Source organism: Rathayibacter sp. VKM Ac-2929, assembly GCF_022815495.1.
Taxonomy (GTDB): Bacteria; Actinomycetota; Actinomycetes; order Actinomycetales; family Microbacteriaceae; genus Rathayibacter; species Rathayibacter festucae.
This window is the reverse complement of record NZ_JALGRV010000002.1, coordinates 27,540-41,353: the sequence shown is the minus strand read 5'-3', so window position 1 is coordinate 41,353 and position 13,814 is coordinate 27,540. Positions and strand designations below refer to the sequence as shown.

Here is a 13,814-nt window from a genome sequence, read left to right as displayed (position 1 = left end):
CCCGCGCACACGCTGCCGCCGTCTCCTCCGAGGCGGCGGCAGCGTTCGTCCGGGCCCCTCCACCGTCCGACTCCCGACACGAACGGCGCGCTATGTCCGGCTCCCTCAACATCACCTCGGCCACGGTCGACCCCGCCCTTCTCGACCTGCCGTGGAACCTGCGGCTGAACGACTGGCCCGACGAGTACATCGCCGCGCTGCCCAAGGGCATCTCGCGGCACACGGTCCGCTTCGCGCACCTCTCCGGCCACGTCGTCGCCGTGAAGGAGACGACGGCGGAGATGTCGCGGCGCGAGTACGAGATGCTCAAGACCCTGCAGCGGCTCGACGTCCCGTGCGTCGTGCCGGGCGCCGTGATCACGAACCGCACCGACGACGAGGGCGACGAGCTGCCCGCCGTGCTGGTCACCCGGCACCTCAAGTTCTCCCTGCCCTACCGCGCGCTGTTCTCGCAGACGCTGCGTCCCGACACTGCCACCCGCCTCGTCGACGCGCTGGCGCTGCTGCTGGTGCGCCTGCACGTCATCGGCTTCTTCTGGGGCGACGTCTCGCTCTCGAACACGCTCTTCCGGCGCGACGCGGGCGCCTTCGCGGCGTACCTCGTGGACGCGGAGACCGGGCAGCTCTACTCGGGCGGCCTCTCCAACGGCCAGCGCGAGAACGACCTCGAGATCGCCCGGGTCAACATCGCCGGCGAGCTGCTGGACCTCGAGGCGGGCGGGCGCGTCGACGACGACCTCGACCCGATCACGGTGTCCGACGGCATCGTCGCCGCGTACCGCAGTCTCTGGAAGGAGCTGACCGGCGCGGAGTCGTTCTCGACCTCCGAGCGCTGGCGCATCAACGACCGGGTGAACCGGCTCAACGAGCTGGGCTTCGACATCGAGGAGCTCGCGATCAAGACCGACGAGGCGGGCTCCACGGTGCGGATCCAGCCGAAGGTCGTCGACGCGGGTCACCACCAGCGCCGCCTGCTGCGGCTGACCGGGCTGGACGCGCAGGAGAACCAGGCGCGCCGCCTGCTCAACGACCTCGATTCGTACACGGCCACCTACGACAAGCAGGGGCTGGACGAGGAGATGGTCGCCCACGAGTGGCTCGCGCAGGTGTTCGAGCCGGTCATCCGCTCGATCCCGCGCGACCTGAAGGGGCGGCTGGAGCCTGCGGAGATGTTCCACCAGTTGCTCGAGCACCGCTGGTTCATGTCGCAGCAGCAGGCGCGCGACGTGCCGCTGGCCGAGGCGGTCACCGCCTACGTGAACGACATCCTGCGGCACCGCCGCGACGAGGCGACGATCATCGCCCCGCCGACCGAGGCGATCACCCTGCCGAACCTCGTCATCGACGGTGCCGGCGACGCGGAGCTGACCGACGAGGACGCCGACGTCGACTGGATGAAGAACGTCTGACCCGGCCCACCGGAGGGCTCGTGCGGATCCCGGATCCGGGGTGAGCCCTCCATCGTCTACGGCGCGTGCCGACGCGGATCTCGATACGCCCGCTCCGCGGCCTACTCGATCAGCATGAAGCGCCCCCTGGCCGGTGGTGACCGATCAGCCCGCGCCCTCGCTCGCCGAAGGCGGCGCCCCCTCCCCCTCCCCCGACGTCAGCGCGGGCACCGGCGCGGTGAGCTGCAAGGCGGAGGAGGAAGCGATACCGGCGGTATCGCGCCCGACGACAACACCGCAGATCGCCGTGCCGGCGCCCGCGCTGCCCGCGCTACTCGGAGGCGGCGCGGAGTTTGGAGATCTCGTAGAGCGCGACCGACGCCGCGATGCCGGCGTTGAGCGATTCGGTGGCGGCGCTGATCGGGATGGAGACGACGGCGTCGCACTGCTCGGTGACGAGGCGGGAGAGGCCCTTGCCCTCGCTGCCGACGACGACGAGGAGCGGCCGGTCGGCGAGCTCGAGGCCCGGCAGCATGGTGTCGCCGTCGCCGTCGAGGCCGATGACGAAGACGCCGTCGCGCTTGTAGTCCTTGATCATCGCGGTGAGGTTGGACGCCATCGCGACGGGCACGCGCGCGGCGGCTCCGGCCGAGGTCTTCCAGGCGGCGGAGTTCAGTCCGACCGAGCGGCGCTGCGGCACGATGACGCCCTGTCCGCCGAAGGCCGCGACGGAGCGGATGATCGCGCCGAGGTTGCGCGGGTCGGTGATGCCGTCGAGCGCGATGAACAGCGGGACGACGCCGCGCGAGACGCTGCGCTCGAGCAGGTCGCTCGGGTGCGCGTACTCGTACGGCGGGACCTTGAGCACGAGGCCCTGGTGCACGGAGTCCGGGCCGGCGAGGCGGTCGAGCTCCGGGCGCATGACCTCGAGGACAGGGATGCCGCGGGCGGTGGCGAGCTTGAGCGCCTCCTTGACCCGGTCGTCCATCTCGATGCGCGTCGCGAGGTAGAGCGTCGTCGCGGGGATCTTGGCGCGCAGCACCTCGAGGACCGAGTTGCGGCCGGTGACCATCTCGGACTCGTCGCCGCTCTTGGGCTTCCGCGACGGGGCCGGACGGCCCTGGCCGCGGGCCGCGCCGTTCAGCGCCGCACCGGGTCGGCCCTTGCCGCCGGCGGCGACGAAGCGCTCGCGCGCCAGCTTCGCCTTGCCCGCGGGGTGGTACGGCCGGTCCTCGGCCTTGGGTGTGGGCTTCTTGCCCTCGAGGGCCTGACGGCCCTGACCGCCGGAACCGACGGCCTTGCCCTTGCTCTTCTTGCGGACCGCTCCTGGGCGGCCGGGCTTATTCGCCATCGAGACTCCAATGCGCACCCGTCTGGGTGTCTTCGATCGTGATTCCCGCAGCAGCGAGATCGGTTCGGATGCGGTCGGCGGCCGCCCAGTCGCGCTGCTCGCGCGCGGTCTGCCGCTCGGCGACCAGGCGGTCGACGAGCACGGTGAGGGCCCGGTAGGTGGGCTCGTCGTCGGAGCGCGCCCACTCGGGGGCCTCCGGGTCGATCCCGAGGACCGATGCCATGGCGAGGACCTGTGTGCGCAGCGCGGACACCGTGCCGAGATCCTCCGCGTCGAGGGCGGCGTTGCCGGCCCGCACGGTCTCGTGTAGCACGCCGATGGCCTGCGGGACCGAGAGGTCGTCGTCCATCGCCTCGGCGAACTCGTCGGGCACGACCGGCTCGCCGACGGCGGCGAAGCGGGTGCCCTCGAGGCGCCGACGGGAGCGGTCGAGGAAGCCCTCGATCCGCTCGAGCGCCGCCTCGGCCTCCTCGAGCGCGCCGTCGTGGAACTCGAGCGTCGAGCGGTAGTGCGCGGAGCCGAGGTAGTAGCGGACGACCAGCGGACGGGCGGAGTCGAGCAGCTCGGAGGCGAAGACGGAGTTGCCGAGCGACTTGCTCATCTTCTGCCCGATGACCGAGACGAGACCGTTGTGCAGCCAGTAGCTGGCGAAGGCGTGGCCCGCGGCACTCGACTGGGCGAGCTCGTTCTCGTGGTGCGGGAAGCGCAGGTCGAGCCCGCCGCCGTGGATGTCGAACTGGGTGCCGAGGTACTTGGTCGACATGGCGGAGCACTCGATGTGCCAGCCGGGACGGCCCCTCCCCCAGGGCGAGGCCCAGGAGGCGGATTCCGGCTCGTCGGGCTTCATGCCCTTCCACAGCGCGAAGTCGTGCGGGTCGCGCTTGCCGCGCGGGTCGGCGTCGGTCGCCGCCTCCATGCTCTCGAGGCGCTGGTGCGTGAGCGCGCCGTAGTCGGGCCAGGAGCGGGTGTCGAAGTAGACGTCGCCGGAGTCGTCGGGAGCGGGGTAGGCGTGGCCCAGCTCGATCAGGCGCTGCACGAGCGCGACCATCTCGGCGATGCTCGCCGTCGCGCGCGGCTCGTAGGTGGGCGGCAGGATGCCGAGCGCGGAGTAGGCGGCGGTGAACTCGAGCTCGACGCGGTAGGCGAGCGCCCACCACTGCTCCGAGGGCTCGTCCTCCCCGGCCGCGCGGCGGGCCTGCTCGGCGATCGCGAGGATCTTGTCGTCGATGTCCGTGACGTTGCGGACGAGGGTGACCCGGTAGCCGCGGTAGGCCAGCCAGCGGCGCAGCTGGTCGTAGACCAGGGCGGAGCGCAGGTGCCCGATGTGCGGCGACGACTGCACCGTGGGTCCGCAGACGTACATCCCGACCTCGTTCTCACGGAGGGGGACGAAGTCGACGAGGGCCTGGGCCTTCGAGTCGTGCAGTCGCAGAGTCACGCCGCGAGTTTACCGGGCGGGGCGGGCGCGGCCGGGCGGCGGGCTGGCGCGGTGGATCAGTGCGCGGATCCGGGAGTGGGGAGGACGAGTGCCGTGGCCGTCGCGGCGACCCCCTCCCCGCGCCCGGTGAAGCCGAGCGCGTCCGAGGTCGTCGCGGCGACGCTGACCGGGGCGCCGAGGAGCGCGGACAGCAGCTGCTGGGCCTCGTCCCGCCGCGGGGAGAACTTCGGGCGGTTGCCGATCAGCTGGACCGACACGTTGCCGATCGTGAAGCCGGCCGCCTCGACGAGCTCGCGCGTCGCGCGGAGGAAGACCTCGCCGTGCGCGTCCTGGAACCGCGGATCGGCGGTGCCGAAGCGGGAGCCGATGTCGCCGAGGTTCGCGGCGGCGAGCAGGGCGTCGCAGATCGCGTGCGCGACGGGGTCGCCGTCGCTGTGCCCGGAGAGGCCGCGCTCCCCCGGCCAGTGCAGTCCGGCGAGCCAGAGCGGCGACGCGTCGTCGAAGGCGTGCACGTCGGTGCCGATGCCGACCCGCGGCACCGCGGACGGCGGCGTCGGCGCGAGCAGCTGCTCCGCGCGGGCGAGGTCCCAGGGCGTGGTGATCTTGAAGGCGAGCGGATCGCCGGGGACGACGACGGAGCCGCGGCCGTGAGCGGCGAGGAGGGCGGCGTCGTCGGTGAACTCCCGGCCGGCGGCGGCGTAGGCCTCGTCGAGCAGGCGGCGGGGGAAGCCCTGCGGCGTCTGCACGGCGGCGAGCTGCGAGCGGTCGACCGTGTCGAGGATCGCCGCATCGGCGCCGACCAGCTTGATGGTGTCGGTGACGGGCAGGCCCGGGATCGCGCCGCCGCCGGTCGAGCGGACGGCCGCGAGGACGCGCTCGAACTGCGCGACGGGTGTGAGAGCCCGGGCGGCGTCGTGCACGAGGACGGTATCGACTCCCGGGTGCAGGAGGGCGAGTCCGCGGGCGACGGAGTCCTGGCGGGTCGATCCGCCGGCGGTGACGAGGACCTCGACGGCGGGTCCGGAGGCGCGGCGGCACAGCTCGACGGTCGCGTCGACGAGGGACTCCGGTGCCACCACGACCACCTGGACCGGCTCGGCGAGGGTGAGGACCGTGCGGAGGCTGCGCTCGAGGATCGTGACGCCGGCGCACTCGACGTAGGCCTTGGGCAGCTCCCGCCCGAGACGGGTGCCGCTGCCGGCGGCGACGATCACGACGGCCGCGGTCGGCGCCGATCCGGAGACGGTGTTCAACGGGACGTCCTTTCGCCGCCGGTCACAGTAGCAGCGGCCGGGAGGAGGGGGCAGCCCGGCCGGGACGCCGACGAGGCTGCGCTAGTCTTTTTCCGGCTCCTGCACCTCGATTCCGCCCTGTCCGGGGCGGGCGGAGCCGATGATCTGGAGGAACCCGTGAAGGCGCGCATCGCTGCATCCGTCGTTCTCGCGGTCGGCGTCGCGTTCGCCACCGCCGGCTGCAACCTGGTCGCCCCGCAGGCGACGCGGGCCATCTACGACCCGAGCGACGGGGTGGGTGCGACGATCGGCGATCTCGCCATCCGCAACGCGATGATCATCTCCGAGGACGGCGAGACCGGCACGCTGGTCGTCTCCCTGGTCAACGACACCGACGAGACGGTGAGCGTCGAGGTGCAGTACGAGGCGAGCACGGGCCGCACCAGCGACACGGTGGACGCGGTCCCCGGTCGCACGGAGGTCCGCCCGGGCAGCACCGAGTCGGTCACCATGGAGGGCCTCGACACGATCCCCGGCAGCCTGTTCCCCGTCTACTTCCAGTACGGCTCGGAGGAGGGCGAGGAGCTGCTCGTCCCGATCCTGACGAACGCCCTCGAGGCCTACGCCACGCTGACCCCGGCCCCGTCGGCCAGCCCGACCCTCACGCCCACGCCGAACCCGGCACAGACGGCGCTGCCGACCCCGACCGTGCAGCCCGGCGTCGACGCCCCGGCCGAGTAGCACCCGCTCCCGCGAAGGGCCGTCCACCTCGGTGGGCGGCCCTTCGTCGTGCGACCAGATGCTGATCGAGTAGTCCCGCGCACTGGCTCCTCTTCGCTGATCGAGTAGCCCGCGCAGCGGGCGTATCGAGATCCACCGGCATCAGAAGCCCGGTCTGCATACTCCGCGCGCCGGCGACGGCGGGTCTCGATACGCCCCTGCGGGGCTACTCGACCAGCATGTTCCACCGCACCTGCTCGACAACGCCGCAGACGCCCCCGCCAGGCCCCGCGATCTCAGGCGTCGAAGCGGTAGCCGAGGCCGCGGACAGTCACCAGGAGCACCGGCTCCTTGGGCGTCTTCTCGATCTTGGAGCGGATGCGCTTGACGTGGACGTCGAGGGTCTTGGTGTCGCCGAAGTAGTCGCTGCCCCAGACGCGGTCGATCAGCTGGCCGCGGGTGAGGACGCGGCCGGCGTTGCGGAGCAGCATCTCGAGGAGCTCGAACTCCTTGAGCGGCATCGGGGTCTCGACGCCGTCGACCTCGACGGTGTGGCGCTCGATGTCCATGCGGACGGGGCCGGCGACGACGATGCGCTCCTCCCCCGGGTCCTCGGTGCGGCGGCGGAGGACGGCGCGGATGCGGGCGAGCAGCTCGCGAGTCGAGTACGGCTTGGTGACGTAGTCGTCGGCGCCGAGCTCGAGCCCGACGACGATGTCCACCTCCGAGTCCTTCGCGGTGACCATGATGATCGGGATCGCGGAGCGGGTGCGGATCTCGCGGCACACCTCGGTGCCGGGCATGCCGGGGAGCATGAGGTCGAGCAGGATCAGGTCGTACTCGCCCTCGTCGAAGGCGGCGACGGCGCGCAGGCCGTCCTCGGCGACGGTGACGTCGTAGCCCTCGCGTTCGAGCAGGTAGCTGAGCGGCTCGCTGAGGGCGCTCTCGTCCTCGACGAGCAGGATGCTGGTCACGCGGTGTCTCCTATCGGGGCGGCGGACGCGAAGGGCGTCCTGGCCGGGTCTACTTCGGGGAGTCGGATGGTGAAGGTGCTGCCGCGGCCCGGCTTGGACCAGACGCGGACGTCGCCGCCGTGGTTCTGCACGGCGTGCTTGACGATGCTGAGGCCGAGCCCGGTGCCGCCGGTGTGGCGGGAGCGGGCCTGGTCGACGCGGTAGAAGCGCTCGAAGACGCGGTCGAGGTCCTCCTCGGGGATGCCGATGCCCTGGTCGGTGACGGCGATCTCGACGACGCCGCCGGTGGAGCGGACGCCGATCCCGACGCGGGAGCCGGGCGGGGAGTACTGAATGGCGTTGGCCAGCAGATTGTGCAGCGCCGAGACGAGCATCTTCTCCTGGCCGGCGACGTACGCCTTCTTCATCCCGCCCTTGACGAGGGTGACGTCGTGCGACTCCGCCATCACGTGCGTCGTCTCGAGCGCGGCGACCACGATGTCGTCGACGCGGACGACCTCGGCGGAACCGGCGACGTCCGCCGACTGCAGGCGGGAGAGCTCGATGATCTCGCGGGTGATCTTCGCGAGGCGGTGCGACTCCTGGGTGAGGCGGTGCGCGAACCGGCGGACCTGCTTCGGGTCGTCGGCGGCGGAGTCGAGAGCCTCGGCGAGCAGGCCGACCGCGCCGATCGGCGTCTTCAGCTCGTGCGAGATGTTGGCGACGAAGTCGCGGCGGACCGCCTCCAGCCGGCGGGCCTCGGTGTGGTCCTCGGCGAGGACGAGGACGAAGCGGGAGCCGAGCCGCGTGGCGTGCACGACGAGGGTGACCGCGGCGTCCGAGAGCGGGCTCGTCGCCAGCTCGAGGTCCTGCTCGATGTCGTCGCCGAAGCGGCGCACCCGGTCGACGATCGCGACGAGGTCCGGGTGGAGGAGCGTGTCCTGGGAGACGAGGCCGAGCGAGATCGCGCGGGCGGAGGCCTTCAGCACGTTGTGGGAGGGGTCGGTCACGAACGCGGGAGCGCCGACGGCGTCGATGATCGCGCCGATGCCCTCGGGCAGGCCGACGGTGACGACCTCCGCGGCGATCCGGCCCTGGCGCGCGGCGAGGGTGACGACGCTGGTGAGGACGATCCCGATGACGATGCCGAGAACGAGCGACAGCACGACGATCAGGCCCGGATCCACGCTCCCAGGCTATCCATCCACCGCGCGTCTCCCTACCGGATGCCCGGCGACGGGTCGCGGGTCGAGTACTGTTCAAACGCTCGGCACCGTTCGTTAACCTGCCGTGGTCATCATGGCTGCGCCTGCGCCGGACTGGTGCAGTCGCAGCGCCGTGCGCGGCGCGGATCGGCACCGGTCTCCGTGCGTGCCGCAGAGAGGGTCGAGAAGAAGATGCGCGAAGTTTTCCAGCAGGAGCTGGCCGAGGTCCAGGATCGGCTCGTCGAGATCTCCGGACTCGTCGAGATCGCGATCGAGAAGGCGACCCAGGCGTTCAACCACTCCGACGTGTCCCTCGCCGAGGAGGTCATCGCCAGCGACGCCCGCATCGACGAGCTGGCCATCAGCCTCGACGAGCTCGCGATCGACATCCTCGCCCGCCAGGGCCCCGTCGCCCGCGACCTGCGGACCGTCGTGTCCGCGCTGCGGATCAGCGCCTCGCTCGAGCGGATGGGCGACATCGCCGAGCACATCGCTCAGCTCTCCCGCTACCGCTTCCCCGACAAGGTCGTGCCGAAGTCGCTGCGCCCGACCTTCGTCGAGATGGGCCGCCTCGACGTCGTCGTCGCGCACAAGCTCACCGAGCTGCTGCGCACGCAGGACCCCCGCCTCGCCGAGGAGATCCGCGACGAGGACGACAAGATCGACGAGCTGCACGTCAGCGTCTTCGACAAGGTCCTCAGCGAGGCGTGGAAGGGCCAGGCCGCCGACACCGTCGACGCCACCCTCGCCAGCCGCTACCACGAGCGCTTCGCCGACCACGCGGTGTCCATCGCGAAGAAGGTCCAGTACCTGATCTCGGGCGACTGGGGCTGAGCTTATTCGTCGATGTCGCGCGGAGCGCGATATCGACCGCGGTCGGCAGACCGCGTGGGCGCGTTCCGCGGAGCGGGGCGAGAACGGCTATGACGAATCGCTGGCACGCGATTCGCCCGTTCGCCTCGTGGGGGGCGGCTGGTCTGCACGCTCAACGCCCGGGCGTCGAGTGACAGCTACCGTGCCTCGCTGGTCGATCGCCCGCACTTCCATGCTGATCGAGTAGCGCGCGCGGCGCGCGTATCGAGATCCACCGTCGTACGGACGCGGGGTCTCGATACGCCGCGTGCCGCGGCTACTCGACCAGCAGGGAAGGGGCGCGTTCCGCGGCCTTCTTTTGCACAGCATGGGGGCGCGTTCCGCGACCTCGCTCTCGCGTCCACGCTTATGGAGTCGCGCCGCCCTGCAAGAGGCGCGTTCCGCGACCTGCTCATTCATGCTGATCGAGCAGCGCGCGCAGCGTGCGTATCGAGATCCAGCGTCGGGCGAGTACGGGGTGCGGACGCGGACGGCCCGCGGGAGTCGGGACTCCGGCGGGCCGTGCGGGGGTGCGAGGGGTGGGCTACTTCTTGGCGCCCTGGGCGGCGACGGCGGCGGCGCCGGCGGCGGCGGCCTCGGGGTCGAGGTAGCGGGCCTCGCCGATCGGCTCGAAGTTCTCGTCGAGGGTGTAGACGAGGGGGATGCCGGTCGGGATGTTCAGCTCGGCGATGTCCGAGTCGGAGATGCCGTCGAGGGTCTTCACCAGGGCGCGCAGCGAGTTGCCGTGCGCGGTGATCATGACGGTCTTGCCCGAGGCGAGATCCGGCTTGATGTCCGACTCCCAGTACGGAAGCATCCGCTCGATGACCAGCTTGAGCGACTCGGTGCGGGGCAGGTCGTCGCCGAGGTCGGCGTAGCGCTCGTCGTGCGCCTGCGAGTACTGGTCCTCGTCGTCGATGGGGGGCGGCGGCACGTCGAACGAGCGGCGCCAGGTCATGAACTGCTCGGGACCGTACTCGGCGAGGGTCTGCGCCTTGTCCTTGCCCTGCAGCGCGCCGTAGTGGCGCTCGTTCAGGCGCCAGGAGCGCTTCACGTCGATCCAGAGGCGGTCGGCCGTCTCGAGCGCGATGTTCGCGGTCTGGATCGCACGCGTCTGGCGGGAGGTGTACACGACGTCGGGGTGCAGCTCCGCCTCGACCAGCAGCTCGCCGGCGCGAGTCGCCTCCGCGACGCCCTGCTCGGTCAGCCGCACGTCGACCCAGCCGGTGAACAGGTTCTTCTGGTTCCACTCGCTGTTGCCGTGGCGCACGAGGATGAGGGTGTAGGTCTCGGACATGCGTCCAGCTTAGAGGCGGCCCCTGCGGCCACGGATACGCTGGAGACCATGCCGATCGGAGCCGTCACCCGCGGCACGACGGGCACGAACCGCCTCCGCCGGGTCGACCGCCGGCTGGCCGAGCTGCCGGTGCTGCGCATGACCGGGGCGCCCGTCGTCGTCGACCTCGGCTTCGGCGCGAGCGCGGTCACCACGCTCGAGCTGCACCGCCGCCTCGTCCGCGCAGCGCCCGGCGTCGACGTGGTCGGCTTCGAGATCGAGCCGGCCCGCGTCGAGACCGCGCGACGGCAGCTGGAGCGGGTCCGCCAAGGGGGTACCGCCTTCCCGGCCGACGCCCGGGTGCGCTTCGAGCGCGGCGGCTTCGAGGTGCCTCTGCCCGGACGGCAGCGGGCGAGCGTGATCCGCGCCTTCAACGTGCTCCGGCAGTACGACGAGTCGGCGGTCGCGGAGGCGTGGCGGACGATGACCGACCGGCTGACCCCCGACGGCGTGCTGGTGGAGGGGACCTGCGACGAGATCGGCCGGATCTGCACCTGGATCGAGATCGGTCCCGAGGGGCCGCGCTCGCTCACGCTGTCGCTCCGGCTCGGCGCCACGCCCTCGCCGATGATCGCGGCGGAGCGGCTGCCGAAGGCGCTGATCCACCGCAACGTCGCGGGCGAGCCGGTGCACGCCTTCCTGCTCGCGCTCGAGCGGGCCTGGCTGCACGCCGCCCCGCTCGCCGTCTACGGGCCGACGCAGCGCTGGATCGCCGCCGTCGAGTCGCTCCGCGGCGAGTGGCCGATCCTCGGCGGCCGGCGGCGGTGGCGGCTCGGGGAGGTGACCGTCGCGTGGGAGGCGGTGGCTCCGCTCGACCCGGCCCCGTCGCTCCTGTGAGCATTCTCATATTTAAGGTCGTTACCCTCATGCCCCATGGACGACCCTCCCCCTGAACCTTCGCCCGCCGCACCGACCTCGACCCTGATCGGCGGTGCCGCGGGTGCCTGAATGGCTCGGCGTCGTCATCGGCCTCCTCCTCACCGTCGGCACCGGTCTCTTCGTCGCCTCCGAGTTCGCGCTGGTCAACCTCGACCGCAACGAGCTGGAGGAGCGCCGCGCCCGCGGTGAGAAGCGTCTCGACCCGACGATCTCCGCCCTGCGGATCACCTCCACCCACCTCTCCGGCGCGCAGCTGGGCATCACGCTCACCACGCTGCTCACCGGCTACACCTTCGAGCCGGCGATCAGCTCGCTGCTCGGCGATCCGCTGCGCTCGCTCGGGATCCCGGCCGAGATCGTGCCGGGCATCGGCACGGTCGTCGGCGTCCTGCTGGCCACCGTCTTCTCGATGGTGATCGGCGAGCTGGTCCCCAAGAACTTCGCGCTGGCGCTGCCGCTGAAGACGGCGCAGGTCGTCGTGCCGTTCCAGATCCTCTTCACGACGGTCTTCAAGCCGGTGATCCTGCTCTTCAACAACACGGCCAACGCTCTGATCCGCGCGATGGGCATCGAGCCCAAGGAGGAGCTCTCGGGCGCCCGCAGCGCCGACGAGCTCGGCTCGCTGGTGCGCCGCTCGGTGCTCGAGGGCACGCTCGACCGCGACCACGCGGACCTGCTGCACCGCACGCTCCGCTTCTCGAGCCGCAGCGTCGCCGACGTGATGACGCCGCGGGTCCGGATGGCCTCCGTCCCGCTCGCGAGCACCGCGGAGGACGTGGTCCGGCTCGCGAACCGCACCGGGTTCTCGCGCTTCCCCGTCATCGGCCGCGACTCCGACGACGTCCGCGGTGTCCTGCACGTCAAGCACGCCTTCGCACTGGCACCGGAAGACCGGGCGCAGGCGACCGCGGAGTCGCTGATGATCGCGCCGATGCGCGTCCCCGAGACCGCTCGCGCCGACGCCCTGCTCGCTCCCCTGCGCGGCAGCGGCCTCGCGATCGCGGTCGTCGTCGACGAATACGGCGGGACCGCGGGTGTGGTGACGCTCGAGGACCTGGTCGAGGAGATCGTCGGCGAGCTGGAGGACGAGCACGACCGCAGCCGCGCCGGCGTCGTCCGCTCCGGCCGCTCGGCGACCTTCGGCGGCGAGCTGCGCCCCGACGAGGTCGCCGAGCGCCTCGGCGCTGTGGTGCCCGAGGGCGAGGACTACGACACGGTCGCGGGCTTCCTCGCCTCGACGCTGGGACGCGTGCCCGAGCTCGGCGACGAGGTCGCCGTGGCCGGCGGCGTGCTGCGGGTCGACCGCGTCGCCGCCCACCGCGTCGACCGCGTCCGCTTCACCCCGGCCGCCGGCGAAGGCGGTCCCGACGGAGGCGATGCCGTCGGCGTCGCCGCGCTCCGAGCCGAGGGGGCCGTCCATGAGTGAGTACCTGCCGGGGATCGCCTGGCTCGTGGTCCTGCTGATCGTCAACGCCTTCTTCGTCGGCGCCGAGTTCGCCGTCATCTCCGCGCGCCGCTCGCAGATCGAGCCGCGGGCGGATGCGGGCAGCCGCGCGGCGAAGACCACCCTGTGGGCGATGGAGCACGCCACCCTGATGCTCGCGACGAGCCAGCTGGGCATCACCGTCTGCTCGCTAGTCATCCTCAACGTCTCCGAGCCGGCGATCCACCACCTGCTCGAGATCCCGCTCGGCTTCACGGCGCTGTCCGCGGAGGCGATCGGCGTGATCGCGTTCGTCGCCGCGCTGCTGCTCGTCACCTTCCTGCACGTCGTGTTCGGCGAGATGGTGCCGAAGAACCTGGCGTTCTCGGTGCCGACCCGGGCCGCGCTGCTCCTCGCTCCGCCGCTCGTGCTCGTCTCGCGCCTGGTGAAGCCGGTGATCTGGTCGCTGAACGCAGTCGCCAACGGCATCCTCCGCCTGGTGCGGGTGGAACCGAAGGACGAGGCGACCAGCGCCTTCACGCTCGACGAGGTCGCCGCGATCGTCCGCCAGTCGACCCGCGAGGGCGTGCTGGTCGACGCGTCCGGCACCGTCACAGCGGCGTTCGAGTTCACGACCAAGCGGGTCGCGGACGTCGCGGTACCGCTCGAGCGGATGGTGCTGCTGCCGGCAGAGGCCACGCCCGCGGACGTGCGCCGCGCAGTGGCCGAGCACGGCTACTCGCGCTACCTGCTCGCGGACGACGACGGACTGCCCGGCGGCTACCTGCACCTCAAGGACGTCTCCGACCTCGACGCGACCGAGATGCCGGTGCCGCGCAAGCGGATCCGCCGGCTCGCCGCGGTCTCGGCCGGCGACGAGCTGGAGGACGCGCTCGCCGCGCTCCGGCGCACCGGCGCGCACCTCGCCCGGGTGGTCGACGCCGAGGGCCGCACCACCGGTGTCCTCTTCCTCGAGGACATCATCGAGGAGCTCGTGGGCGAGGTGCAGGACGCCACCAACGCGTGAGCGCCGGAGG

The 13,814-nt window shown here is 71.8% G+C and carries 12 protein-coding genes; 6 read left to right on the top strand and 6 right to left on the bottom strand.

Going from position 1 to position 13,814, the window contains the following annotated elements; translation table 11 throughout:
• Positions 1 to 92 precede the first annotated feature (92 nt).
• Complete coding sequence (locus tag MT355_RS04800) at positions 93 to 1,409, top strand: DUF4032 domain-containing protein (RefSeq protein ID WP_123445159.1); 1,317 nt, start codon at positions 93 to 95, stop codon at positions 1,407 to 1,409.
• Positions 1,410 to 1,719: 310 nt separating this feature from the next.
• Here MT355_RS04800 and rlmB read toward each other — a convergent pair whose 3' ends face one another.
• The 3 genes from rlmB to ispD are packed head-to-tail and all read right to left on the bottom strand — an operon-like array spanning position 1,720 to position 5,430.
• Entirely contained in the window at positions 1,720 to 2,739 is a 1,020-nt protein-coding gene (rlmB, locus tag MT355_RS04795; protein WP_243598739.1) for a 23S rRNA (guanosine(2251)-2'-O)-methyltransferase RlmB, read from the bottom strand.
• On the bottom strand, positions 2,729 to 4,177 hold the full coding sequence (gene cysS / locus MT355_RS04790; RefSeq protein WP_243598738.1) for a cysteine--tRNA ligase: 1,449 nt from the start codon (positions 4,175 to 4,177) through the stop codon (positions 2,729 to 2,731). Before cysS ends, rlmB begins: the two co-directional genes overlap by 11 nt.
• A 56-nt stretch (positions 4,178 to 4,233) precedes the next feature.
• Positions 4,234 to 5,430, bottom strand: coding sequence for a 2-C-methyl-D-erythritol 4-phosphate cytidylyltransferase (gene ispD, locus MT355_RS04785; RefSeq protein WP_243598737.1), 1,197 nt, complete (start codon positions 5,428 to 5,430; stop codon positions 4,234 to 4,236).
• A gap of 156 nt (positions 5,431 to 5,586) precedes the next feature.
• Between ispD and MT355_RS04780 the strand changes: the two genes are divergently transcribed.
• A complete protein-coding gene (locus MT355_RS04780; protein WP_123445155.1) occupies positions 5,587 to 6,150 on the top strand; it encodes a hypothetical protein in 564 nt (187 codons plus the stop codon).
• 275 nt (positions 6,151 to 6,425) lie between these two features.
• Here MT355_RS04780 and MT355_RS04775 read toward each other — a convergent pair whose 3' ends face one another.
• Together MT355_RS04775 and MT355_RS04770 are read right to left on the bottom strand one after the other, a co-directional pair.
• Positions 6,426 to 7,103 (bottom strand): response regulator transcription factor, encoded by a 678-nt coding sequence (locus MT355_RS04775; protein WP_123445154.1) that lies wholly within the window; start codon positions 7,101 to 7,103, stop codon positions 6,426 to 6,428.
• A complete protein-coding gene (locus MT355_RS04770) occupies positions 7,100 to 8,269 on the bottom strand; it encodes a cell wall metabolism sensor histidine kinase WalK (protein WP_123445153.1) in 1,170 nt (389 codons plus the stop codon). Before MT355_RS04770 ends, MT355_RS04775 begins: the two co-directional genes overlap by 4 nt.
• 210 nt (positions 8,270 to 8,479) lie before the next feature.
• Here MT355_RS04770 and phoU point away from each other — a divergent pair, with 210 nt between their 5' ends.
• Positions 8,480 to 9,121: a phosphate signaling complex protein PhoU gene (gene phoU / locus MT355_RS04765; protein ID WP_123445152.1), complete on the top strand. Its 642-nt coding sequence runs from the start codon at positions 8,480 to 8,482 to the stop codon at positions 9,119 to 9,121.
• Between the two features lie 562 nt (positions 9,122 to 9,683).
• Here phoU and MT355_RS04760 read toward each other — a convergent pair.
• Complete coding sequence (locus tag MT355_RS04760) at positions 9,684 to 10,436, bottom strand: phosphoglyceromutase (RefSeq protein WP_123735101.1); 753 nt, start codon at positions 10,434 to 10,436, stop codon at positions 9,684 to 9,686.
• A gap of 48 nt (positions 10,437 to 10,484) precedes the next feature.
• Between MT355_RS04760 and MT355_RS04755 the strand changes: the two genes are divergently transcribed.
• The 3 genes from MT355_RS04755 to MT355_RS04745 all read left to right on the top strand — a co-directional run bounded on the left by MT355_RS04755 (position 10,485) and on the right by MT355_RS04745 (position 13,804).
• Complete coding sequence (locus MT355_RS04755) at positions 10,485 to 11,312, top strand: class I SAM-dependent methyltransferase (RefSeq protein ID WP_243598736.1); 828 nt, start codon at positions 10,485 to 10,487, stop codon at positions 11,310 to 11,312.
• Between the two features lie 103 nt (positions 11,313 to 11,415).
• Complete coding sequence (locus tag MT355_RS04750; protein ID WP_243598735.1) at positions 11,416 to 12,780, top strand: hemolysin family protein; 1,365 nt, start codon at positions 11,416 to 11,418, stop codon at positions 12,778 to 12,780.
• Entirely contained in the window at positions 12,773 to 13,804 is a 1,032-nt protein-coding gene (locus MT355_RS04745) for a hemolysin family protein (RefSeq protein WP_243598734.1), read from the top strand. Before MT355_RS04750 ends, MT355_RS04745 begins: the two co-directional genes overlap by 8 nt.
• Positions 13,805 to 13,814 lie beyond the last annotated feature (10 nt).